This window comes from Corynebacterium limaceinasi (genome assembly GCF_046717465.1).
In the GTDB taxonomy this organism is placed as follows: Bacteria; Actinomycetota; Actinomycetes; order Mycobacteriales; family Mycobacteriaceae; genus Corynebacterium.
The window spans coordinates 823,087-847,614 of record NZ_CP177100.1; the positions used below are offsets into that span (position 1 = coordinate 823,087).

A 24,528-nucleotide genomic window follows, 5' to 3' on the forward strand; every position below is an offset into this window, starting at 1 on the left:
ATGCCAGAAAACATCCTCGAGCGCTTTCGCCCCCAAGTGGCGCAGTGGTTCCAGGACGTTTTTGCCGCTCCCACCGCGGTACAAGCCCAGGCCTGGGACAAGATTTCCCGCGGGGATCACGCCCTGATGGTTGCCCCCACTGGTTCTGGTAAGACGCTCGCGGCGTTTTTATGGGCGCTGAATAACCTGGTGGAACGCGAAGGCCAATTGGCCCTGCCGGTAGGCAATGCTTCCGGCTCCGCTACCGGGGTGCGGGTGCTGTATATCTCGCCGCTCAAAGCGCTGGGCGTGGACGTGGAAAATAACTTGCGGGCCCCGCTGACCGGCATAGCGCGCACCGCGGAAAAGCTGGGGTTGGAGGTGCCGAATATTTCCGTGGGCGTGCGCTCGGGCGATACGCCCTCGGCAGAGCGCTCCCGGCAGGTGCGCAAGCCGCCGGATATCCTCATTACCACCCCGGAATCGGCGTATTTGATGCTGACGTCAAAGGCGGCGGGGATTTTGAAAACCGTCGATACCGTCATCATCGATGAAATCCACGCGCTGGCCGGCACCAAGCGCGGCGCGCACCTCGCCCTGACGCTGGAGCGCCTACAAGAAATTGCGGGCGATGTTCAGCGCATTGGGCTTTCCGCCACGGTGCGCCCGCTTTCGGCCGTCTCGGATTTCTTAGGCGGCAATCGCCCGGTGGAAATTGTGGCGCCGGAGGCCCACAAGAAGTGGGACCTGGACGTGCGCGTCCCGGTAGAGGATATGTCGGATCTTCCCACGCCGGAGGCGGGCTCGACCATTGGGGAGCTCACCGTCGATGATGCCATCGGCATTACCGGCGGGCCGGAAGGCAGCGGCGACGGCGGGGAAGAATTCGGCATGGAGAACTTCGGCGGGGAAGAAGACACCGCGCTGCCCACCGCGAACTCCATCTGGCCGTTTATTACCCAGGATCTCTACGCGGACATCATGGCGCATCGCTCCACGCTGGTCTTTGTGAATTCGCGGCGCAGCGCCGAGCGCCTGACCAGCCGGCTTAACGAGCTATACGCTCAGGAATATGATCCGGATTCGCTCTCGCCGGAAACCCGGCGCGATCCCGCCCAGCTGATGGCGCACTCGCATGTTGCGGGCAAGGCGCCAGCGGTCATCGCGCGGGCCCACCACGGCTCGGTGTCCAAGGATGAGCGCGCCATGACGGAAACGATGCTGAAGGAAGGAACGCTGAAAGCCGTGGTGGCCACGAGCTCGCTGGAGCTGGGCATCGACATGGGCGCGGTGGATTTGGTGGTGCAGGTGGAATCGCCGCCCTCGGTGGCCTCGGGCCTGCAGCGCGTGGGCCGCGCCGGGCACCATGTGGGCGCGGTCTCGCACGGCGCGTTTTATCCCAAGCACCGCGCGGACCTGGTGCAGTCCACGCTGACGGTCGCCCGCATGCGCGGCGGCATGATCGAGAAGATGCATACCCCGCGCAACCCGCTGGACGTGCTTGCGCAGCAGACCGTGGCGGCGGTGGCCGCGGCGGGCGAGGAGGGCTTAAGCGCGGATGACTGGTATGACATCGTCAAGCGCAGCCATCCCTACCGCGAGCTGGCCCGCGAGGTTTATGATTCCGTCATCGATCTGGTCAGCGGCGTCTACCCGTCCACGGATTTTGCGGAGCTGAAACCCCGCGTGGTCTATGACCGCGTCTCCGGCGTGATGACCCCGCGGCCGGGGGCGCAGCGCGTGGCCGTGACCAGCGGCGGCACCATCCCGGATAGGGGAATGTTCGGCGTCTTCCTCTATAGCGGTGGCGAATCCGGCAAGGCCCCGCGGCGAGTGGGCGAGCTTGATGAAGAGATGGTTTATGAATCCCGCGTGGGCGATGTCTTCACCCTGGGCGCGACCAGCTGGCGCATCGAGGAGATCACCCGCGATCAAGTTCTGGTCACGCCCGCGCCGGGGCATACGGGCCGGCTGCCGTTTTGGAATGGCGATGGCGCCGGGCGCCCCTATGAGCTGGGCCAGGCTTTGGGCGAGTACCGCCGCGAGGTAAATACGGACCCGGGCATTTTCGCGGATGCCGATGAGAATGCCCGCAGCAATATCTTGTCCTACCTGCGCGAACAGCAGGAGGCCACCGGGATTATTCCGGATGAAAAGACGCTCGTGCTCGAGCGTTTCAAGGATGAGCTGGGGGACTGGCGCGTGGTCCTGCACACGCCCTTTGGCCGGCCGGTCAACTCCGCCTGGGCCCTGGCAGTGGGCGCGCGGGTGGGGGAGCGCACCGGCATGGACCCGCAGGCGGTGGCCGGCGATGATGGCATCGTGCTGCGCCTGCCCGAGGGTGAGGCCGATCCCGATGGCACGATTTTTGCCTTTGACGCCGACGATATTGCCGATGTCGTGGCCGAGCAGGTGGGCAATTCCGCCCTTTTTGCCTCCCGTTTCCGCGAGTGCGCGGCCCGCGCGCTGCTCTTGCCCCGCCGCAATCCCGGCAAGCGCGCCCCGCTATGGCAGCAGCGCCAGCGCGCCGAGCAGCTCTTGGATGTCGCCCGCAAGTACCCGTCCTTTCCCATTATTTTGGAAACGGTGCGCGAGTGCGTCCAGGACGTCTACGATGTGCCGGCGCTGCAGGAGGTCATGCGCGATCTGGGGCACCGCCGCGTGCGCATCGCGGAGGTCACCACGGATCAGCCCTCACCCTTTGCCTCCTCGCTGCTGTTTAATTACACCGGCGCCTTCATGTACGAGGGCGATTCCCCGCTGGCGGAAAAGCGGGCGGCGGCCCTCGCCCTTGACCCGGCGCTCTTGGCCAAGCTACTGGGCACGGTGGAGCTGCGCGAGCTTCTGGATCCCGCGATCATCGACGAGGTCCATACTCAGCTGCAACGCACCGCACCCTCGCGCCGGGCGCGCACCACCGAGGAGGTTGCGGATCTCCTGCGCATGCTGGGCCCCATCCCGGTCGAGGAGCTGGGCGAGCATACCGACGTTCCCTTTACCGCCCTGGATAGCCTAGGCACGCGTATAATGCGGGTGCGCATCGGCGGGCGCGAGCACCTTGCCCAGTCCCAGGACGCGGCGCTGCTTCGCGATGCCCTCGGCGTCCCCATTCCTCCCGGCATCCCCGCCCAGGTCGCCACGCTTGCCGATGCCCTCCCACAGCTCGTCAGCCGCTGGGCGCGCACCCGCGGCCCGTTCGTGCTCGCGGACCTAACCGCCGCCTTCGGCATTTCCGTATCCGCAGCACACACCACCCTGGCCGGCCTGGATTCGATTGTGGAGGGCCACTACCGGCAGGGAATAGAGGAGCAAGAGTACTGCGCCGCCGAGGTACTAAAGACCATTCGCTCGCGCTCGCTTGCAGCCGCGCGCGCGGATACCGAGCCGGTCTCTGGCGCCGCCTTCGCCCGCTTCCTCCCGGAATGGCACGGCATCGCGCCTGCCGGGAAGCGTCCGGCACTCCGCGGTGCCGATGGCGTATTCTCCGCTATCGAGCAGCTCGCCGGGGTGCGCCTGCCGGCTTCTGCATGGGAATCCATTATTCTGCCTGCCCGCGTGGGGGATTTTTCGCCTCGCATGCTGGATGAACTGACCGCCAATGGTGAGGTGATGATCCTCGGTGCCGGAAAGGCCGGTGCCGCCGACCCCTGGGTGATGCTGCTGCCCACCGATTACGCCGCCCAGCTCGCCCCTGAAACCGATCCGGAGGGCGTGAGCATGCTGCAGCGGGCCATTTTAAGCGTGCTCGAGCGCGGCGGCGGCTTCCTCTTTTCCGATATTGCCGCCGAGGTCCCTGGTACCGCCGAGGAAACCCGCGAGGCCCTCTGGGGGCTGGTGGAAATGGGGCTGGCCAGCCCGGATTCCTTCGCGCCCATCCGCACGCGCTTATCGTCAGGCGGGCGCGGTGCCTCCCGCGCTGGCCGCGGTGCTACCGCCCACCGCTCCAAGCGGCGCCCCACGCGCTCGCGGCTGCGCATGGGCCGCACCTCGTTCGCCCAGACCCAGAACGCCACTGGCGGCGCCGGCCAGACCCCACCCGATATGCTCGGCCGCTGGTCGCTGGCGGTGCCCGCCGCCCAGGACGCCACCTCGCGCTCTGTGGCGCACGGCGAGGCCTGGCTGGATCGCTACGGTGTGGTCACCCGCGGTTCCGTGGTGGCAGAGGACGTCCTCGGCGGCTTCGCGCTGGCCTATAAGGTCCTGTCCGGCTTTGAGGAATCCGGCAAGGCCATGCGCGGCTATGTCATCGAAGATCTCGGTGCCGCGCAATTTTCCACCCCGGCCATTATCGATCGCCTGCGCGGCCTGGCGGATTCCCCCGATGTCACCGGCTGGCCGTCCGGCACCACCGATCCAGAGACCTTCGTGCTCGCCGCCGTGGATCCCGCCAACCCCTACGGCGCGGCGCTGCCGTGGCCGCAGCGCGATGATGCGGGTGGCAAAGCTCCCGGCGGGCCCGCCCGCTCCGCCGGAGCACTGGTCGTGCTCTGCGATGGCCTCCCCATTGCCCACCTCACCCGCGGCGGCAAGACCCTGACCACGTTCATCGACGCCCTGCCCGATGGAATCGAGACCACCGACGTCTACGCCCGGCTCCTTTCCGCGCTCACAGAACTCATCGCCGCCGGGCACATGTCGCCGCTGGTGATTGAAAAGTGCAATGGCAACCCCATCCATCACACCCCGACCGCTAGCATCCTGCGCTCGCTGGGCGCCGGAATCACCCCTAAGGGCGTGCGCATTGCCGGTCGCGCCGCGCCGCCGCGCGTCCCGCGCCACGGGGCGCAGGGTAGTTCACCCGACGACTCGCGGGGTGGCCTTCGCGGGGGCCGACGTGCCTCTGAGGCCATCGAGGAGCTCAGCTTCGATGATCCGCCCCCGCCTCCGCCACCCCGCAACTCCGGTGGTTTCCGCCCGCGCGGCGGGTACCGTCGCTAGCGCTACGCGCCCGCAGGTGTATTTTGGTGGGGCCACAGTGTCTGAGGCCCACGGAAGGAGGCCAGCCCCCATGCCCGAAGGCGATTCCGTCCTACAACTTTCGCGTCGCCTGCAGTTTATGACTGGGCGCGAGGTTACCGGCTGTTCCGTGCGCGTGCCGCAGCACGCCACCGTAAACCTCACCGGCACCATCTGCGAGCGCGTGTGGCCCTATGGCAAGCACCTCTTCATGCAATTCGATCAGACCATCGTGCACACCCACCTAAAGATGGAGGGCACCTGGGCCATCCACTACGCCGGCGACCGCTGGCGCAAGCCCGGCCATAGCGCGCGCATCGTGCTGCAATTGGCCCATTCACCGCGCGATATTGAACTCGTGGGCCACTGGCTGGGTTTTGTCGATATCTTCGACGCGGATCAGTACTTTAGCCGCATCAACCACCTTGGACCGGATATCTTGGACCCCGACTGGGACCGCGAGGAAGCGGTGCGCCGTTTGCGCGCGCGACCCGAGCGCAGCATCGGCACGGCGCTTTTGGACCAGAAGGTCGTGGCGGGCATTGGCAATGAATACCGCGCCGAAATCTGCTTCCTCGCCGGCGTTCACCCGGCCACCTCGGTGGCAGAGGTGGATGTGGAACAGGTACTGGACATCGGCAAGCGCATTATGTGGGCCAACCGGAACTCGCCCATCCGCGTGACCACCGGTGTGCGCCGCGCCGGGGAGACCACCTATGTCTTTGGGCGCAACCGCAAGCGCTGTCGGCGCTGCGGCACCATTATTCAGAAAGATTCCCTGGGCGGCGTTGACCGTGGCGGGGATGAGGGAGAATTAGAGCGCATCATCTGGTTCTGCCCGCACTGCCAGCCGCTCTAAGGTTCCTTTACGCTTTTCGCGCTAAGCTAGCGGGCATGCGATCACTACTAAATCTCGTATTTAATATCATCTGGTTACTCTCCGGCGGCATCGTTCTTGCGCTGGGCTACTTTCTCTTCGGCATCATCGCCTGCATCTTCATCGTGACGATTCCGGCGGGCGTGGCCTCGTTCCGCATGGGCCAGTTCGCGCTGTGGCCGTTCGGCCGCTCCGTGGTGGAGCCCCGCAAGGGCACCGGCGGGATGTCTGCCATCTCCAATGTCATCTGGTTCGTCATTGCAGGCCTGTGGCTGTCCATTGGCCACGTCGTTACCGCCGTCATCCAGGCGATTACCATCATCGGTATCCCCGTTGCCTGGGCCAATCTCAAGATGATTCCAGTGACCTGCTTCCCGTTCGGCCGCAAGGTCGTCAGCTCGAAGAAAATCCCGGCCGGCTGGCAGCCCATGGTGAAGCTGTAAATTCACCAAGCCTGAGAGCGCCTAGCCCGAAGCGACATGTTGCTTCGCGGCTGGGCGCTTTAGCGATCTGTGGTGCTTAGGCACGAAAGTGTCCACAACAACCGCGTTTGTCTGAATTTGCGGGCAGATTTTTTAAGAACGCGGTTGTTGTGGACACCTTTACGCTAGAGCCCGAGGCGCGGGGCGCATGACTCGGGCGCGGGCCGGAGCTAACGGTTGGCGCGGTACCAGCCGATGAGCTTATCGGTGGACTGGTCGCCGGAATCTACCTCTTGGCTGCCGGAGACGGCAGGGGCCAAATCATTGGCCTGTTGCTTGCCCTGCTCCACGCCCCATTGGTCGAAGGAGTTGATATCCCAGATGATGCCTTGGGTAAAGACGATGTGCTCGTAGAGCGCGATGAGCGCGCCCAGGGTGGAGGGGGTAAGCTCCTCGGCCATAATCGTGGTGGTGGGCCGGTTGCCCGGCATTACCTTGTGCGGCACGAGGTCTTCCTCAACGCCCTCGGCGGCGATTTCTTCGGCCGTCTTGCCAAAGGCCAGCACTTTGGTTTGGGCGAAGAAATTGCCCATGAGCAGGTCATGCATCGAGCCGGTGCCGTCTGCGGTGGGGAAGTCTTCCTTGGGGCGGGCAAAGCCGATGAAGTCCGCCGGGATGAGGCGTGTTCCCTGGTGCATGAGCTGGTAGAAGGCGTGCTGGCCATTGGTGCCCGGCTCGCCCCAGTAGATTTCGCCGGTCTGTCCAGTGGTGACCGCGGTGCCATCGCGGCGCACGGACTTGCCATTGGATTCCATGGTTAGCTGTTGCAGGTAGGCCGGGAAGCGGCCGAGGTCCTGCGAGTACGGCAGGACGGCGTGGGTTTGAGCGCCAAAGAAATTGGTGTACCAGATGCCCAGCAGGCCCATGAGTACGGGCACATTGCGCTCTAGCGGGGCGGTGCGGAAGTGCTCATCCATGGCGTGGAGGCCTTCCAAAAAGCGCATGAAATCCATCGGGCCAATGGTGCACATCAAGGACAGGCCAATGGCGGAATCGAGGGAGTAGCGCCCGCCCACCCAATTCCAGAACGGGAACATGTTGTCCGTATTGATGCCGAATTTTTCCACCTGCTCCGCATTGGTAGATACGGCCACGAAGTGCTTGGCTACGGCGGATTCATCGCCATTGAATTGCTCGATGAGCCAGCGGCGGGCCGCGTGGGCATTGGTCAGGGTTTCCTGGGTGGTAAAGGTCTTGGAGGAGACGATAAAGAGGGTGGAGCCGGCATCGAGCCCATCCAAGGTGGCGGCCATATCGGCGGGATCCACGTTGGAGACGAACTCCGCGGAAATGCCGGCTACTTCATAGGAACGCAGGGCCTGTGCGGCCATGGCGGGGCCGAGATCGGAACCGCCAATGCCGATATTGACCACCTTTTTAATGGTGTGGCCGGTATGCCCCAACCAGGAACCGGAGCGCAGGGCGGTGGCGAAATCGCGCATGCGGCCCAAAACCTCGTGGACATCGGCGGCGACATCTTGGCCATCGACGTGCAAGTCATCTTCTACCGGCAGGCGCAAGGCAGTGTGCAGGACGGCGCGATCCTCAGTGTTGTTGAGGTGCTCGCCTGCAAACATGGCATCGCGGCGGCCTTCCACGTCGGCGGCGCGGGCTACCTCAACCAAGTGCTGGAGGACGTCTTCATCGATGAGGTTTTTGGATAAATCCACGTGCAGGCCGGCGGCGTCGAAGGTGTAGTTCTCGGCGCGGTTTGCATCTGCGGCGAAGAGTTCGCGCAGGCGCAGGTCCTGCTTTTCTTCATAAACCTTGACCAGGTCTTTCCACTGGGACGATGCGGTGATATCCATGGCAATTGGCCTTTCTGGCGACGAGCGCATTGGCAATGTGTACCCCTCCCACCGTAGTCGAGAATGAGTGCCAACGGCACCGTGAAAATGTGGCATTTAGAGGATGAGAGCGCCCGCCCAGCCGGCGATCAGAAGTGGGATATTGAAGTGGATAAACGTGGGGATGACGGAGTCGCGGATGTGGTCGTGTTGGCCATCGGCGCCGAGGCCCGCGGTGGGGCCGAGGGTGGAATCGGAGGCGGGGGAGCCGGCATCGCCAAGCGCGCCTGCCGTACCAATGAGCGCTACCGTGGCCGCGGGGCTAAAGCCGAGCGAGGCGCACAGGGGAACGTAGATAACGGAGATAATCGGCAGGGTGGAAAAGGATGAGCCGATGCCCATGGTGACCACCAGGCCCACCAAGAGCATGGCGCCTGCGGAGAGGAACTTATTGGTGCCAAAGAGGCTGGCGGTGGCATCGACAAGCGGGCCGACCTCCTCCGTGGCCGTCATGACGGAGGCAAAGCCCTGCGCGGTGATCATGATAAAGCCGATAAGCGCCATCATTTTCATGCCGTTGGTAAAAACGTCATCGGCGTGCTTCCAATCCACCGCGCCGGAAATGAGCAAGATACCCAGGCCGGTCAGGGCGCCGACGAGCAGGCCATCGGATTCGAAATCGAGCGTCTGCATGATGATTTGGACGGCGAAGGTGGCAATAATCGCCAGGATGGAGACCCAGATTTTATACGTCGAGGGTGTTTCCTGGTGCTCTTCGGCGGCAATAGGCCGGTCCTCGTACTCGCGCGGGGCGCGGTAGCTGATAAAGATGGCGATGAGCAGGCCGGTGAGCATGCCCAGGGCGGGAATGGCCATGACCTGCATAATATTGATATCGGAGGTATCCAGGCCAGCCTCTTCGATATTGAAGAGCAGGATATCGTTCAAATAGATGGACCCGAAGCCCACCGGAATGAACATGTAGGTGGTGATAAGGCCGAAGGTCAGGCACGTGGTGATAAGGCGTCGATCCAGCTTGAGCTTATTCATCACCGCCAATAGCGGCGGGACCAGCAGCGGGATGAAGGCGATGTGGACGGGGATGAGGTTTTGGCTCATCACGGCCATGGCGATAAGGCCAAGAATGAGCATCCACTTGGTGGTGGCCGCGGCCTTGGGGTCTAATTCGCCGGTGCCGCCGAGCTTGGCGATGAGAAAGTTGGCCAGGATCTGCGGCAGCCCGGCGGAGGCAACACCCATCGCAAAGGCGCCCAAGAGGGCATAACTCAAGGCAATCTTGGCGCCGCCGCCGAGCCCGTCCTGGAAGGCGACCATGGTGGCATCCAGGCCCATGCCGGATAGGAGGCCGCCGACTATCGCGCCGATGAAAAGCGCCACCACCACGTGCACCCGCAGGAGGGCGAGCGCGAGCATGATAATGACGGCGATGAGTACTGCATTCATGCCCCGAAAGCGTACTGCATAGTATGGATGAGATCGTAATTAATCCGGGTCTTTTATAGTGGATTCAGCCTAGGCGTCCGCGCCCCATGCGCAGCAGGGCAGAGGCGATGGTGGGGCCTTCCTCGCCAAGTTCCGCGCGGAACTCATTGAGGATGGCGATCTCGCGGGTGTGCACCAAGCGCGTGCCGCCGGAGCTCATGCGGGTGCGGCCCACCGCGCGGGAGACCTCGGTGCGGCGCTTGACGGCATCCAAGATGATCTGATCCAGGCGGTTGATTTCCTCGCGATACTGCTGGATTTCCGCATCAGATAGGGGATCATCCGTGCCGGTGGGCGTGCGGATATCCAAGCCATTGTCAACGATGGATTCATTATCTTCAGCGGTCATGGTCCTTTATTGTGCCACTTCGCGGTGCCATCGTGCTACTTGGTCAGGGTTTTGGAAAGCGCAGTGTATGCCGCAAATACGGGCCATGTCCGGTGGGGCTAGTAGGTTGGTAGGCATTATGACGAATAACTCTCCATTTAGCCCTTCTTTCACCCCGCGCGAACCCGCATCTGGTGCCTCCTCCCGCGGCGGCTTTGCCCCTAGCCAACCCGAACAGCAGAACCCTTTTGGCAGCACGCCCAGGCCCGCGGAATCCGATCCTTTAACCCAAGGCCTGAACCCGCAGCAATTAGAGGCGGTCACCCATACCGACAGGCCCCTGCTGATCGTTGCCGGCGCGGGTTCCGGCAAGACCGCGGTGCTTACCCGCCGCATCGCGTACCTCATGCGCCACCGCGGGGTAAACCCGTGGGAAATTCTCGCCATTACCTTTACCAATAAGGCCGCCGCGGAGATGAAGGAGCGCGTGGGCTCCTTAGTGGGTTCGGTAGCCGAGCGCATGTGGGTGTCCACCTTCCACTCCATCTGCGTGCGCATCCTGCGCCAGAACGCGCAGCTCGTGCCGGGCCTTAATACCAACTTCACCATTTATGATGGCGACGATGCCCGCCGGCTTTTATCCATGATTGCCAAGGACATGCAGCTGGATCTGAAGAAATACACCCCGCGCGTGCTGGCAAACCAGATCTCTAACCACAAAAACGAGCTCGTGGGCCCGGTCGAGGCGGCCGACAAAGCGCAGCAGACCAAGAACCCCTTTGAAACCACCGTGGCGGATGTCTACGCCGAGTACCAGCGCCGCCTGCGCGCGGCCAATGCGGTGGACTTCGACGATCTTATTGGGGAAGTAGTGCGCATTTTCACCGAGCACAAGCAGGTGGTGGAGTTTTATCGTCGACGGTTTAAGCACGTGCTTATTGATGAGTACCAGGACACCAACCACGCCCAGTACGCGCTGGTAGCGGCGCTCGTGGGCAAGGGCGAGCTAGGTCCCGATGCCCCAGAGCTGTGCGTGGTGGGCGATTCCGATCAGTCCATTTATGCCTTCCGCGGCGCCACCATCCGCAATATCGAGGAATTCGAGCGCGACTACCCGCAGGCGCACACCATCTTATTGGAGCAAAACTACCGCTCCACGCAGACCATCTTGAACGCGGCCAATGCCGTGATTGCGAAAAACGAGAACCGTCGGGAGAAAAACCTGTGGACCGCGCATGGCGATGGCGAATCCATCGTGGGCTATGTGGCGGATAACGAACACGATGAAGCCCGCTTTATCGCCGCAGAGATTGATGCGCTGGCGGATAAGGGCCACAGCTATTCCGATATCGCCGTGATGTACCGGACCAATAATGCCTCCCGCGCGCTGGAGGATATCTTCATTCGTTCCGGCATCCCCTATAAGGTCGTTGGCGGAACGCGCTTTTACGAACGCCGCGAAATCCGCGATATGGTGGCCTACCTGCGCATTATGGATAACCCGGACGATACGGTGAGCCTGCGCCGCATCATCAACGTCCCCAAGCGCGCCATTGGCGATAAGGCCCAGGGCCAGATTGCCCTGCACGCGGAAAACCAGGGGATAAGCTTTGGCAAGGCGCTTGCCGATGTCCCCCGGGGCGACGTCCCCGGTCTTGGCACCCGCGCCGTAAATGCCGTTACCAAATTCAATGACATGATGGACAGCATCCGCGCACAAATCCCAGGCATGCGCGATGAGGTGACCGGCCAGCCCGATTTGGGCGAACTGCTCACCGCCATCCTGGATGCCACCGGTTATAAGGCGGAGTTAGAAAACTCCAACGACCCGCAGGATGGCGCGCGCCTCGATAACCTCAATGAGCTGGTATCCGTGGCCCGCGAATTTACCTCGGAGGCCGCCAACCAGCTGGCCGCTGCCGGGGCGGATGCGGTCGATCCCAATGAGCTATTAGAAGAAGGCGAAGCCGCGCCGGGCTCGTTGCAGGCCTTTTTGGAAAAGGTCTCCCTGGTCGCAGATGCGGATCAGATTCCGGATTCTGAGACTGGGGTAGTGACCATGATGACCCTGCATACGGCCAAGGGCTTGGAGTTTCCCGTCGTCTTTGTCGCTGGCTGGGAGGACGGCCAATTCCCGCACATGCGCTCACTGGGTAACCCGAAGGAATTGAGCGAAGAGCGCCGCTTGGCGTATGTGGGTATCACGCGTGCCCGCGAAAAGTTGTACCTCACGCGCGCCATCTTGCGCTCTGCGTGGGGCAATCCGGTAACCAATCCCGCCAGTCGCTTCCTCGCCGAGATCCCAGAGGATCTCATCGACTGGCGGCGAGAGGATTCCGATAGTGACCTCACCGGTTCCTGGGGAGCCGATGACTATCAATATGGCCGGAGCTATCGCCGCGGTTCTAGTGGTGGCTATGCCGGTAGTGGGGGTGCTGGGTTTGGCCAGCGCGCTACGTCTTCCCCTTCGCAACGCACTCGCCAGCCTGCAGCCAATTCCATGCCGAAGAATAAGAACCTCAACCTTGCTGTGGGAGACCGGGTTAACCACGCGAAGTACGGGCTCGGAACCGTGATTGAAACGGCCGGTTCCGGTGCCCGCGCCACGGTGACCGTGGACTTCGGTTCCTCCGGCAAGGTGCGGCTCATGCTCATCGGCGGTGTGCCGATGGAAAAGCTTTAGACCGAAATCCCGCGCTCGTCGAACCAGCCCACTGGGTCAACGGCTGCGCCGCCGCCTGGGTGAATTTCGAAGTGCAGGTGCGGGCCGGTGGAGCGTCCCTCACTGCCGATGTCCGCGATGTGGTCGCCCGCAGAAACGTGGTCGCCCACGTTCACGCGCAGCGAGTTGGCGGGCATGTGGCCGTAGACAGAGATGCTGCCATCGACGTGCTGGATGCGAATCCAGTTGCCAAAGCCTTGTGCCGGACCGGAGTTAATGACCGTGCCGTCCATGACGGAGTGGATTGGGGTGCCGACTGGGTTAGCGACGTCGATGCCGTTGTGCATCGCGCCCCAGCGCATACCGAAGCCCGAGGTTAAGGTGCCGGAGGTGGGGAAGACCACCGTATTACCAGCGGCGTCCTTGCCACGCTCAGGGGTAAGCCCGGAGCGGTCTCCCTCGGGAGTGAAGGCTTCTCCCAGACCAGGAACGGAGGAGGGGTCTAAGACGATGTTGACCCCGCCGGAGTCATTCTGGCTAAGTTTCGGGGTGGCATCGCCGTTGAGTACACCAACGGCGGTATTCGCGAGGCCGACGGCGGCGTCGATCACGCCCGCGTTATCAACGTTGGTGGCTTGTGGCTCAGAGGAGCCGTTCGAAACGTCCACGCTGGCCACTGGATCAGCAGCAAAAGCGGAGGTGCCGGTAGCAAAAACGGTGCCAAGCGTGATGATGCTTAGCGCTACATTCCTGCGTGCGCGGTTCATGCGCTTCATAAGTTTAAGTCCTTTTCATGGCTGTGCATGGTCTCGAGGCGAGCAAACCTTGAAGGTTTGGCGTCTTTCAACTGCCCTGTGCGACACGCCGAGGGAATGGAAATACCCCATTTGGCGTTCGCTTGTGGCAACGAGTTAAAAGTTAGCCTGCCCATGGGTGTCGCGCAATCTGGAAAAATGCTGGTAGAAACCATGATTGTTCGAAAAGTTTCGAACATGCCAGCTTGTTGCGCGTGTTACGAAAGTGGCTAAAGTTGCGGGTTTGAAGTACTGGTTTAAGCTCTGGGGGTGGCTAGTGGGGGTGGCGGGCTGAGCTTGTCGGTGTCGGGGTGGAAAACTGCCATTCACCTGCGACAAGGCCCTGTACTGGACTCGGCTGAAAGCGTTTTGAGCCCCTGTCGGGCAGGGGCCTCTCGAACGGCACTAGAAGGGGAGCTGGCTGCTAAATTTCTGCAGTAGCTGTTGAATTTGTGGCCCGAAAGCGTTGGCCGCACCGATTCCTATACCGATGGCCAGTGCGCCCGCAATGGCATCGATGATCCCCCAGGACTGCGGCTTGGAAGAGAGGGAATCATCAACCGGTGCTTGGTGATCTGCAGCGTCTTCAGCGTTAATAAGGTGGGCTTGAGAGTGATCTGAGGTGGAGTTTAAGGGCAGGCACTCGGCCAGTTCCTCGATGGTATAAAACGTTGAGTCAGCGGAAATAGGCTCACAGCCATCGTGGAACGGGATTTCCTTTTCGTTGTAGAGCATTCGCACGAGGGTCTCGCCGCGATCATTTTGGAATGCGTCCCATTGGATATTCGCGCCCATCGGTGAGACAGAATCACCACGCCATGCGGAGTTATCCCAGCTATATAAATCATCTTCCGGGATCCCCTGCTCGGACCCTGGCAGCTTCAGTAGCGCGGCAAGCGGGATGATGGTCTCGGCGTGACCGAAGCGATAATTAGCCGCTACGTCGCCGCCAGCAGCGCGGTCCTGAACGTTTCTAATCATCTCTTCAAGCAGTGGTTCATAGTTGTCGTAGGCAACCGTCTGCCCCTTGATAGTCGGGCCTTTCTCATAGAAGTCTTCTACGTCAAGCAGGTACGCGAAGGTTGGTCCGCTGGTATCGTCCATGTACTTATCAAAGATCCAGCCCTCCGCTGGGGCCTTTTCCTCATGCTCTAGAGCTGGAGCGATGATGTAAAGGTTGTAGAACTGTAAGGCAGCATCGACGATGCCCTCAACGGATTTATCGTCCTTTTCTCGGGCGGAAAAGTGCACGGAACCATCTGCTAAACCGTCGATAAACTCTGGCGCAAAAATCTTAGCCAGCAAGCTGCGTGCAGCCTGCTGCGACTCTGGCTTGGCGTAGGCCTGCTGTACTTTTTCCTGTAAGGCCTGAGAGTCCTTCCACTCTGTATAGCGCTCATAGGATGCAGCTTTTTTATCCTTGTGTGCGTACATCAAGTCAGGGCGTGCGGCGATGTTAACGTGGCCATCTGTCATTTCATCGCCCAACTGCTCGGCCAGTGCCGGGGATTGTTCCAGTAGACCTTCCCCGAAATTCCACCCAGAGTCATTGGCACGGTCCTCTCCTGAGGAAGTAAAGCTCACCTTGAGGTCATCGTTAGCAATCGATCCCAGTAGTTCCGCATTGCGCTGTGCATTGCGCTTGCCGATGCCCCTGAGCTCTTCTCGTCCCACTTCCGTTAGATTTCCATAACCGGCCTCTTGGCCAGGGCCACCGGATAGCTCTCGGTTTACCGCTATCATGGCCTCTACTTGCGGGATGAGCTTTGTACCGAGCTCGGTGAGCTGATCGCGTTGTTGGGCATACTCCAGCATCTGCTGCGCGAGGTCATCGTATTTAAAGCTTGATAGCCCGCGGGATCCGTGGCGATCTACCGTTGAGGTGTAAATCTGGTGAAACCCACTGGGGGCTTGGGCGTAGCTTGAGCCCTGTGGTTGGTAATGCTGCTTGGTGGAGTAGTAGGTAGCACTTTCGGAAGCTAGAGCTGGTGCGGGTGCGAGGGCACAGCTAAGGGCGGTGAAGAGGGAGAGAGTGCGTGTACGCATATAAAGGTATTCCTTGCTGGAGAGCTTGATAAAAAGACAGCTGACAGCTTAAGGGCCGCATCTTGCGGCCACATGGCATATAGGTAAATTGCAGGAATACTTTTCGGCGCTTTGCGGTGTGTTGGCGGATTCGGGTCCCAGACCCTGCAGCCGCAACGCTGCGTTGAATGATTGTGATTGCGAGCTAGCGGAGGTGCCGAGGCGGAAGGCATAGTAAAAGCGCCGCAGAGGATATCTGCGGCGCTTTAACAAGAAGGAAAGAAGGCTCTTAGAGCTGAATGCCTCGCTCGGCCAGCCATGCCTGTGGGTCAACGGCGTCACCGGAGTTCGGGTGAACCTCGAAGTGGAGGTGGGAACCGGTGGAGAAGCCCATGGACCCCATGCCGGCGATCTTCTGGCCTGCGTGCACGTGCTCGCCCACGGCAACGTCGAGGGTCTGCATGTGGCCGTAGACGGTCATGGTGCCGTCATCGTGGAGGATACGAATCCACTGGCCGTAGCCGGAGGCTGGGCCGGAATCGATAACGGTGCCGTCCATGATGGAGAGGATGGGGGTTCCAATGGCATTGGCGATGTCAACACCCGAGTGGAACGAACCCCAGCGCGGGCCGAAGCCAGAGGTGAAGGCGCCTTCAGCGGGGCGAGCAATGGAAGGGGCGCGAGCGGCAAGGTCCTCGGCGGCGCGGTCAGCGGAAGCTTGGATGGACTTGCTCAGCTGGTCAACCAAGTTGGTGACCGGCTTTGCCTCAGCCACGTTGAGGATCTGTGGTGCAGCATCGGAGGAGCCTTCTGGGGCGTTGTTAACCTCGGAAGTATCAGCGGCAAGCTTGTAGTCAACAGACTGCGTCTTGGTGGTGGTAGCCGCAGTGTTGTCGGACTCAACGTTAGCGGCAGCTGCGCCGCCTACGCCGGCGGTGGACACGGCACCGGCTGCAACGGTCATGACAGCGATACGACCCTTGGTGGTCTGCGAGGTGACAATCTTGCGATGGCGACCGGCGCCACGCTGAACTTTGCTTCGCATTAAATCTTCTTTCGTGTCTTTCACAATCTTCAAAAAGAGCGTTACAGCGTCTTTAGGTTAGTTACGAGATTGTGACCTTCTTGTTACCAACGAGATGTAACAGTAGCGTCTCAAAAAGATAACAGCAAGCCAAAAGTGAATTTTTTCTCGCGCCGGTTTGGAATAAGCCTACATGCAGGCAACTTCTGGAGAATTTTACGCATAGTGCGATATAAATCTCTCAAAGCCAAACCCTCGCGGTAGCCCCGAGGCTGTAATAGTGCACCTGAGGGGCCGGTTGCGGAAGCGTCCCAGTGTGAAATTACTGTGACCAGTGGGGAATAAGGGGGAAAACTTTATTCCATATATATGTCTACAGTAGTTACTGAAGAAGTCCACGGTGATTTTGGAGGCGCCTCGTCGCGCCACCCCGCTACCGCGCGCAAAAGGTGGCAAAGTGGACGCCGATGAACAAAAACACCAGCCCCCAATCTCGGTCAACGCCTCGCCCGCGTAGCCAGGCGCGGGGCCGGACAGTGCAGACAGAGCGCGCCCCTCGTGCACCGCACGCCACCGCGACGCAGAAGCCACATAATTCTGCAGAACGCGTCGCTCGCAAAGCCGGGTCGAAGGCGAAGGCCCGTCGCACGCCGGCCCCGCTGACGAAGGCCGGGCGCATCCGCCAATTATTCATGTCGGCGGCGCTGCCGAATATTATTGTTGTCCTTATTATTGTGGCGCTCGCATTCGGCACGCTTTTGCTTTTCGGCTCACCGCTCGCGTGGCTGCCCACCATCGTGGCGGAAGCGTGGATGGTCTTTAACCTCGCGCCGGTATCTGCGGCCGGGGTGGATCTGTCGTTCCTCCCAGCCTTGCCCGCGCTTATCCTCGCCACGGTGGTGGCGGTGCGCGTGCGTGCCGCGGTAAAACACAAAGTCAGCGTGAAGGACCTGGCTATTCTTGTCGCCTGTGTGGTTGGCGTGCCAGTGGTACTGACCTGCATCGCCTGGGTGATGCTGTGGGATGCCGGCAAGGTCTTCGATGTATCCCCGCCGAACCTCGCTGCTGCGCTTGCCCGGGTCATCGTGGTGCACCTAGCGGCGATGGCGGCCGGCATGGGTACCCGCCTGTGGCGCGCTTTGGCCAAGCGCTATGGTGCCCCGCCGCTGCTTGTTGATGCCGCCCTTATCGCCTTGCGCTATCTCGCCTACCTCGCCATTGGCGCGACTGTGGTCTTCGTGCTCGTCTTCATCGTGAACTTCTCGCGCCAAGGGGAGATGATGGATGAATATCCGTCCATCTCTGGGCTGGGCGTTTTCACCCTCATCCTGTTGAGCTTGCTGTATATTCCCAACGCCATCGTCAGCACCGGGGCAGTGCTTGTTGGTTCGGAGTTTTCGGCGGGGGAGGCACAGGTCAGCCTCTTTAGCACCCACCTTGTTCCGCTGCCGCCGCTGCCTATTACCGGTGGCATCCCGGCATCCTCGCCCGGCTGGGCGGTCGTCTTCATGGTGGTTCCCCTCATCGCGGCGACGATGTCCCTGTATAAAAAACGCCCGTCCTTCCAGAAGGTGCTCGCGGCCACGGTGGCTACCGCGGTCATCATGTTTTTCGCGTGCTATCTGGTTAGCGGCACGCTTGGCTACTACGGTCACACCGGCCCGCACCTGTGGACCGCTGCTGGCCTCGCCGCGCTGTGGATCGCCGTCGTGGGCTTGGCCGTTGCGGCAGCCTTTGCGCTTATGAACTGGCGGGATACCCGCGCAGCTGAAGCGGAGTCGTCGGCGGCGGAGGCCTCCGAAGAGGATTCAGAAGATGCTGCAGAGTCGGCAGAAGATACCGCTTCCGAGGGCACCGCTGACGCAGAGCAGTCTGATGCAGACAAGGCCGAAACCGACGAGGCTGACGGCGACGATGCTGATGCCGATCCGAACGAGATCGAAACGGACGAGGACGAGGATAATTCGGAATCTGGCGACGGTGAGGGCTCCGAGTCAGCAGCGAATGACGCGGACGACGCAGCCGACGACGAAGACGCTGCCGCAGAATCCACGGCAACCGCAGACAACGCCGACGAGGTCATCGAAGGGGAGGTCGTCGAAGACAGCGACGACGGCGATGACGCGGAGAGTACCGCGGGAGATGGTGAGGACGAGGGGGCATCGGCAAGCGGCGAGCGTGAAGCGGCAGCCCCGGCCGAGGATGCAGACCCCGAGATCTTGGAGGGCGAACTCGTGGAAGAATCCGAAGAGAGCGACACAGGCGCGGCAGAAGGCGGCGAAGCAGCACAATCGGAAGCGGCAGATTCTACTGAAAGCGGTAGGAGGGACTAGGCTATAGCGCGTGACTTCACCGATGCCACCACGCGCTACTGCTGCCACTGATCGCCTACGAGTTGTTGTGCTTGTCTCTGGGACGGGCTCGCTTTTGCAAGCCATCTTGGATGCCCAGGATGAGCGCTACCGTGTGGTGAAAGTGGTGGCGGATAAACCATGTCGAGGTATTGAACGCGCCCGAGAACGCGATATCGATACCGAGATCGTGGAAATGGGCGCGGACCGTGCCGAATGGAATACATGTCTGGCTGATGCAGTAGATGCTGCGCAGCCAGACATTGTTGTTTCCGCAGGCTTTATGAAGATTTTGGGGGAAGGGTTCCTCCGCCGCTTCGAAGGCCGCACCATCAATACCCACCCGGCGTTATTGCCTGCGTTTAAGGGCGCGCACGGGGTGCGCGATGCGTTGGAGTATGGCGTGAAGGTCACAGGCTCTACCGTCCATTTCGTGGACGCGGGCGTGGATACCGGCTCCATCATTGCGCAGCGGCCGGTGGCCGTGCGGGCAGACGATGATGAAGGAAGTCTCCACGAACGCATTAAGAAGGTAGAGCGCGAACTCATCGTCGACGTGCTGCGCGCGGCGCAGCCCCGCGGCGAGGAACTTTTTATTCAACTCGCAGACTAAGACTTTTCGAAAGGCTTAATCCTCCTCATGAGCGAAGACCGCAAGCAGGTAAAACGCGCACTCATTAGCGTGTACGACAAGACGGGGCTGGAGGATCTGGCCCGCGCACTCGATAAGGCGGGCGTAGAGATCGTCTCTACCGGCTCCACCGCCAAGAAGATTGCTGACCTGGGAATCGAGGTCACCCCGGTAGAAAAGCTCACCGGTTTCCCCGAGTGCCTGGAAGGCCGTGTGAAGACGCTCCACCCGCGCGTGCACGCCGGGATCCTGGCCGATACCCGCAAGGAAGACCACCTGGCGCAGCTCAACGAGCTTGAGGTAGAGCCCTTCCAGCTCGTCGTGGTCAACCTGTATCCCTTCCAGGAAACGGTAGCCTCCGGCGCGGACTTCGATGGATGCGTGGAGCAGATCGACATCGGTGGACCGTCCATGGTGCGCGCGGCCGCCAAGAATCACCCGTCCGTTGCCGTGGTCGTGGATCCGGCGCGCTATGGCGAGGTGACCCAGGCCGTTGAGGAGGGTGGATTTAGCCTTGACCAGCGCCGTGGGCTCGCCCGCGATGCCTTCCTTCACACCGCTAACTACGATGCGGCGGTCTCCGCATGGTTCGTGGGCCAGCTCAGCGATGGCGAGGAGACCACCTCGCTGCGCTACGGCGAGAATTCCCACCAGGCCGCCACCGTCACCCGGATTGGCACCAAGGGTCTGGCCAATGCCCAGCAGCTCAACGGCAAGGAAATGAGCTACAACAACTACCAGGACGCCGACGCTGCGTGGCGCGCGGCCTGGGACCACGAGCGCCCCTGTGTGGCGATTATCAAGCACACCAACCCCTGTGGCATCGCCGTATCGGACGAGTCCATCGCTGCGGCCCACCGCGCGGCGCACGCCTGCGACCTGATGTCCGCATTCGGCGGGGTTATTGCCGTCAACCGCGAGGTCAGCGTAGAGATGGCCGAGCAGGTCAAGGGCATTTTCACCGAGGTTATCGTCGCACCCGCCTATGAAGATAAGGCGCTGGAGATTCTGCAGTCCAAGAAGAACCTGCGCGTTCTTTTGGCCGAGCCAGAGGAACAAGGCGAGGAGCGCAAGTACATCTCCGGCGGTGTGCTGCGCCAAGAGCCGGATACTTACCAGGCCGAGGGTGATAAGCCCGAAAACTGGACTCTGGCAGCGGGCGAGGCCCTGAGCGACGAGGACTTGGCCCAGCTCGAATTCGCCTGGCGCACGGTGCGCGCGGTCAAGTCCAATGCCATTTTGCTGGCTAAGGACAACGCGACCGTCGGCGTGGGCATGGGCCAAGTTAACCGCGTGGATTCCGCCAAGCTTGCGGTCGAGCGCGCCAATACGCTTGCTGATGCCACCAACCGCACCCAAGGCTCCTTCGCCGCCTCCGATGCCTTCTTCCCCTTCGCCGACGGCTTGCAAGTGCTTCTCGATGCCGGCGTCAAAGCCGTTGTCCAGCCCGGCGGCTCCATCCGCGATGAAGAAGTTATCGAGGCAGCTAAGGCCGCTGGTGTTACGATGTATCTCACCGGAACGCGCCACTTCGCGCACTAGCGATAGCGCCTGACACCTAAGGATTCTGATCATGCTCGCACCAACCCACACCGCACCGAGGCGTACCGCCCCGAGGCGCATGGCGCTCGGCGGCCTAGTTATGGCCGGGGCGCTGTGCCTTAGCGCGTGCGGGCAGGGCGAGCAGGAGACGGAATCAGAGCCGGACATCGCCAAGCAGGAAACGTCGCGCTCTACGGAGAGCGCAGCGGATAGGGCGGATAGCCCTCGCGATGCCGCAGAGAAGGCCGAGGCTACGCCGGCCGATGCCCAGCCAGATGCCCCAGCCGATGCCAATGCTGGAGCCGGAGCTGGTGACGGTGAGTTGGCGTCGGCCGGCGACCTGCAGCGCGAACTCGACCGCATCGCCGCCAACTACGGGAATGTAGGCATCGCGGTATCGGATGGCAACACCACCGTTGCCGCCGGGCGCACCGCGCCCGAAACCGCCTGGTCCACCTCCAAGGTGCCGGTGCTCATCGCCGCCCATCGCGCAGGGCTTATCGGCCCGGATGTGGTGACATCTGCGATTACCTATTCCAATAATGAAGCGGCGCAATCCGCCTGGGACGCACTCGGCGGCGGCGCACAAGCCGCCCAGGCCGCGCAACAGGTATTAGCTGAGGCCGGCGATACCACCACCCAGGTACAAAGCCAGGTCACCCGCCCGGAATTTAGCGCCTTCGGGCAAACGCAGTGGAGCGTGGGCGACCAAGCCGCGTTCATGGCGAAGCTGCGCTGCGTCAACGGTGCCGAGCCCATCCTCACCGCGATGTCTACTCCCGACCCCGCCCAAAGCTATGGCCTGCGCAACCTAGAGGGTGCCGCCCTTAAAGGTGGCTGGGGCCCAGATACCGCGGGCGGCTATGATGTGCGGCAGATGGGTCTTGCCACCATCGGCGGCCGAGAGGTGGCGGTAGCGCTCATCGCCTCGGCCCCCGATGGTCAATACGCCTCCGCCCAACCAATACTTTCGGGCATGGCGCTCGATCTTTCCAAGGCCGATATTGCCTGGCCCACCCCAGCTTGTTAGCCCCACTTCCGGCTTATGAGAAAGGACTTATCATGCCGCACTTTCAATTAACTTTTCGTGTGCGTTGGGGATTGCACCTCGGCGTAGTAGCGACCGCGGGCATCGTTTTAAGCGCCTGTAGCAGTAGCACGGATGGGAATCAGCCCGACTTTTCCGGCAATGGCGGTATGACCACCGTCGAAAGCACGACGGAGACTTCCACCGAAGAAACCTCGACGGCAACAAAGTCCCCGGAAACCCAAGACAAAGAACCACCCGTGGTCACGGTGACCGAGACCGAACAAGAACAGGCACAGCCGCCGAAGACCACTAATGGCGGCGGAGGCGACTTCATCGACGGCCTGGGTGAATACGGCTGGACCGATATTAATACCTACGCCGATTGTCACCGTTTTGAGCGCGTCGTCTTCGCCGGTAAAGGCCCAGACGGGAGGGCCATTGTCTGCGAAAACACGGGAGGAACGCTGACCTACCGGTCCACCATCTTCGGCGGCGAATTTACCGGATCCATCATTGGCCAAGACGGCGGTAACTACTACGTGGATGCCTCGCCCTCGACCATCGTTGTAACCCCCAGCGGGATTAGCGTGCGCGAGGGCGGCGGGTTGGCCGCAACGGCGGACTTTACCGATTCCTGGCAACGTTAACCACTGGTTAGTGGTTAACGATTCCACAAGGAAGTGGTTAGCGAGACTTTTTCTTCTTGCGGTCTGCAGCAGCCGCCGCAGCCGCAGAGATCGAGTCATTGCGGTTCTTTAGTAACTCCAGCGTCATGGCTTCCGCGTTCTCGGGGACGGTGGCGCCGAGGACTGCAAGGGCGGCATCGGCAAGCATGGCAGCGGTCTCCGGAACCGACTGGGCCGCTGCATAGGGAGGCGTGCCATCATTGGGGCGCATCTCGATGACAGATAGTGCGATGTGGAAAGGCAATTCGATACGCGGGTCCGCGTCTCCCACAATGGCAGCGGCGGTGGTACGGAAGTGGCTCTGCAGCCGTTCGCGAGAGCTGTGGTACTCCGAAAACTCCGGCGAATTGGCCACCGGCAACTGGTACAACCGGCCGACGTTCCAACCACTGGTGAGCAAAAGGCGCGATTCCGCGGCGACCAAGGACCACAGGCGCTGCTCCGGCTCGGCATCAGAATCCACCAGCTCATCGGCTAGCTCCAGCGAAGGCTCAATGGTGGAATTAAGCAGCGCGAGGAAAATCTCCGTCTTGGAGGGAAAGTGGTAGTACAGCGATGCCTGACGTATGCCCACCGCGTCCGCGATTTGGTGAGTCGACGTTGTGGCAAAGCCCTGGGTGGTAAATAACTCTGAGGAGGCGTCCAAAATCTCTTCCCGGGCGCTATTGCCTCTGCGGCGGGGGCTATGTTTACGCGGCCTACCGACGTTTCCTGACATGCGGCGGACGCCTCCTTTCTCTCAGCAGAAAATGCTTTTACTCAACAACTCTACAGCCCTGTAGCCCGCTGGCGCGGACCGCATGCGTGGCAGAAGAACTTTGTGGCGATTCTAATTCGCGCCATCCGCGGTGCGTCGGGAGATGGACTCGAAGGTCGCAGACACCATGCGGCAGGCCGTTCCGTAGGCCGTGCGCTCCAGCGGTGGCAGGTCTTGCAGAATGGATTCGCGGCCGTGCACATTATCGAACCAGCGCCGCATTTCTACCGAATAGCCCGTGCGCCATGCAAGGTCCAAGGTCTCTGTGTCCTCTGTTGTGAGCATCCCGCGCTCTTGGCCAATGGCGAGGCGATCGACCGTGGGGCGCGGTCCCGGTGCCGCCCAGCGCGCAATCGCGGCGATGGGGGATAACAGCATGGACTTGATATCCACGGCCGCGCTGCGATCGGGCAAACCGCCAACGCGCTGCAGAAGCGGCGGGCGCTGGGCCAAGGCCTCCTCCAATAAGGCCTGCTCGCCGCCGCGGCCTAAAGGCAGGCCGGCATCGACGCGCGCTGCCATGGAATCGGCTGCTTGATGTACCTCTAGCCCGACATCGCGAAAAACGGACTCCAAATCGCCGTCTTCTCCCATCCACTCGATGGACATGCTGGGCAGCTGATCACCGCGCGCGGCCGCGCCGGTTAACCGGATATCCGCGTCCACGCCCGGTGCGCGCACGATATCTGTCAGCAGCCGCGAAAACCAATTGGCTAATTCAATCTCATCGTCCTGGTGTGCTACCGCATTGCGCAAGACATCTTGTGCCTCCGCCAATAAGCCGCGAGCGGTTGCCCGGGACTGGCAATGGGGAGCAAGCTCCGAAAGATCGAGAAGGGATTGATGCAGGGCCATACAGTCACTGCCTTTCACTCATTGCAAAGCGGTGCGCATCTAAAAGTTGTGCGGCGCAGGATTGCTATAAATGTAACACTTATGCAATAGCACAGTAGCGCTTGGGGGAGCGTGCGGCGGGTGCGTCGCGTCCGGGACTGGAGGCGTGCGTGGAGGAGCTGTGCGGGTGGTGTTGCCGCGAGGTGGAGCGCGCTTGCGGTGTAGCGCTCGAAAAGACCCCAAAACGACTTTCGCCGCCTCACCTCGAAAGGTAGGCGGC

General features: G+C 61.6%; 17 protein-coding genes. 9 read left to right on the forward strand and 8 right to left on the reverse strand.

Annotated elements, in window-relative coordinates:
• From ACLI1Q_RS04170 to ACLI1Q_RS04180, 3 genes are all read left to right on the forward strand, one after another.
• The gene (locus ACLI1Q_RS04170; RefSeq protein ID WP_239269207.1) at positions 1-4,917 is read left to right on the forward strand and encodes a DEAD/DEAH box helicase; all 4,917 of its coding nucleotides are present in this window, start codon (positions 1-3) and stop codon (positions 4,915-4,917) included.
• A 70-nt stretch (positions 4,918-4,987) separates the two neighbouring features.
• Positions 4,988-5,794 carry a DNA-formamidopyrimidine glycosylase family protein gene (locus ACLI1Q_RS04175; protein ID WP_239269206.1) on the forward strand — a complete coding sequence of 269 codons (807 nt, stop codon included), beginning with the start codon at positions 4,988-4,990 and terminating at the stop codon, positions 5,792-5,794.
• A 35-nt stretch (positions 5,795-5,829) separates the two neighbouring features.
• Positions 5,830-6,255, forward strand: coding sequence for a YccF domain-containing protein (locus ACLI1Q_RS04180; RefSeq protein WP_239269205.1), 426 nt, complete (start codon positions 5,830-5,832; stop codon positions 6,253-6,255).
• Positions 6,256-6,464: 209 nt separating this feature from the next.
• Here ACLI1Q_RS04180 and pgi read toward each other — a convergent pair whose 3' ends face one another.
• From pgi to ACLI1Q_RS04195, 3 genes are all read right to left on the reverse strand, one after another.
• A complete protein-coding gene (gene pgi, locus ACLI1Q_RS04185; RefSeq protein ID WP_239269204.1) occupies positions 6,465-8,102 on the reverse strand; it encodes a glucose-6-phosphate isomerase in 1,638 nt (545 codons plus the stop codon).
• Between the two features lie 96 nt (positions 8,103-8,198).
• Positions 8,199-9,545, reverse strand: a complete 1,347-nt coding sequence (locus tag ACLI1Q_RS04190) for a Na+/H+ antiporter family protein (protein ID WP_239269203.1) — start codon at positions 9,543-9,545, stop codon at positions 8,199-8,201.
• Positions 9,546-9,609: 64 nt separating this feature from the next.
• Positions 9,610-9,933: a chorismate mutase gene (locus ACLI1Q_RS04195; protein WP_005279891.1), complete on the reverse strand. Its 324-nt coding sequence runs from the start codon at positions 9,931-9,933 to the stop codon at positions 9,610-9,612.
• A gap of 118 nt (positions 9,934-10,051) precedes the next feature.
• Between ACLI1Q_RS04195 and pcrA the strand changes: the two genes are divergently transcribed.
• Complete coding sequence (gene pcrA, locus ACLI1Q_RS04200; protein ID WP_239269202.1) at positions 10,052-12,595, forward strand: DNA helicase PcrA; 2,544 nt, start codon at positions 10,052-10,054, stop codon at positions 12,593-12,595.
• On the opposite strand, the gene ACLI1Q_RS04205 is transcribed toward pcrA, so the two are convergent.
• The 3 genes from ACLI1Q_RS04205 to ACLI1Q_RS04215 form a co-directional block, all read right to left on the reverse strand.
• Positions 12,592-13,350, reverse strand: coding sequence for a M23 family metallopeptidase (locus ACLI1Q_RS04205; RefSeq protein WP_239269201.1), 759 nt, complete (start codon positions 13,348-13,350; stop codon positions 12,592-12,594). The genes pcrA and ACLI1Q_RS04205 overlap by 4 nt on opposite strands.
• A gap of 423 nt (positions 13,351-13,773) precedes the next feature.
• Entirely contained in the window at positions 13,774-15,414 is a 1,641-nt protein-coding gene (locus ACLI1Q_RS04210; protein ID WP_239269200.1) for a histidine-type phosphatase, read from the reverse strand.
• Between the two features lie 268 nt (positions 15,415-15,682).
• Entirely contained in the window at positions 15,683-16,438 is a 756-nt protein-coding gene (locus tag ACLI1Q_RS04215) for a M23 family metallopeptidase (RefSeq protein ID WP_239269199.1), read from the reverse strand.
• 446 nt (positions 16,439-16,884) lie between these two features.
• On the opposite strand from ACLI1Q_RS04215, the gene ACLI1Q_RS04220 reads away from it, so the two are divergent.
• The 5 genes from ACLI1Q_RS04220 to ACLI1Q_RS04240 are packed head-to-tail and all read left to right on the forward strand — an operon-like array spanning position 16,885 to position 22,618.
• Entirely contained in the window at positions 16,885-18,750 is a 1,866-nt protein-coding gene (locus ACLI1Q_RS04220) for a DUF6350 family protein (protein ID WP_349889281.1), read from the forward strand.
• Between the two features lie 22 nt (positions 18,751-18,772).
• Complete coding sequence (gene purN / locus ACLI1Q_RS04225) at positions 18,773-19,381, forward strand: phosphoribosylglycinamide formyltransferase (RefSeq protein ID WP_239269241.1); 609 nt, start codon at positions 18,773-18,775, stop codon at positions 19,379-19,381.
• 27 nt (positions 19,382-19,408) lie between these two features.
• On the forward strand, positions 19,409-20,941 hold the full coding sequence (gene purH, locus ACLI1Q_RS04230; RefSeq protein ID WP_239269197.1) for a bifunctional phosphoribosylaminoimidazolecarboxamide formyltransferase/IMP cyclohydrolase: 1,533 nt from the start codon (positions 19,409-19,411) through the stop codon (positions 20,939-20,941).
• Between the two features lie 31 nt (positions 20,942-20,972).
• Entirely contained in the window at positions 20,973-21,971 is a 999-nt protein-coding gene (locus tag ACLI1Q_RS04235; RefSeq protein ID WP_239269196.1) for a hypothetical protein, read from the forward strand.
• 32 nt (positions 21,972-22,003) lie between these two features.
• Positions 22,004-22,618, forward strand: a complete 615-nt coding sequence (locus tag ACLI1Q_RS04240) for a hypothetical protein (protein ID WP_411697101.1) — start codon at positions 22,004-22,006, stop codon at positions 22,616-22,618.
• A gap of 37 nt (positions 22,619-22,655) precedes the next feature.
• Here ACLI1Q_RS04240 and ACLI1Q_RS04245 read toward each other — a convergent pair whose 3' ends face one another.
• Both ACLI1Q_RS04245 and ACLI1Q_RS04250 read right to left on the reverse strand, forming a co-directional pair.
• Positions 22,656-23,375 carry a TetR/AcrR family transcriptional regulator gene (locus ACLI1Q_RS04245; protein WP_239269194.1) on the reverse strand — a complete coding sequence of 240 codons (720 nt, stop codon included), beginning with the start codon at positions 23,373-23,375 and terminating at the stop codon, positions 22,656-22,658.
• 111 nt (positions 23,376-23,486) lie between these two features.
• On the reverse strand, positions 23,487-24,269 hold the full coding sequence (locus tag ACLI1Q_RS04250; RefSeq protein WP_239269193.1) for a putative nucleotidyltransferase substrate binding domain-containing protein: 783 nt from the start codon (positions 24,267-24,269) through the stop codon (positions 23,487-23,489).
• Positions 24,270-24,528: the final 259 nt, after the last annotated feature.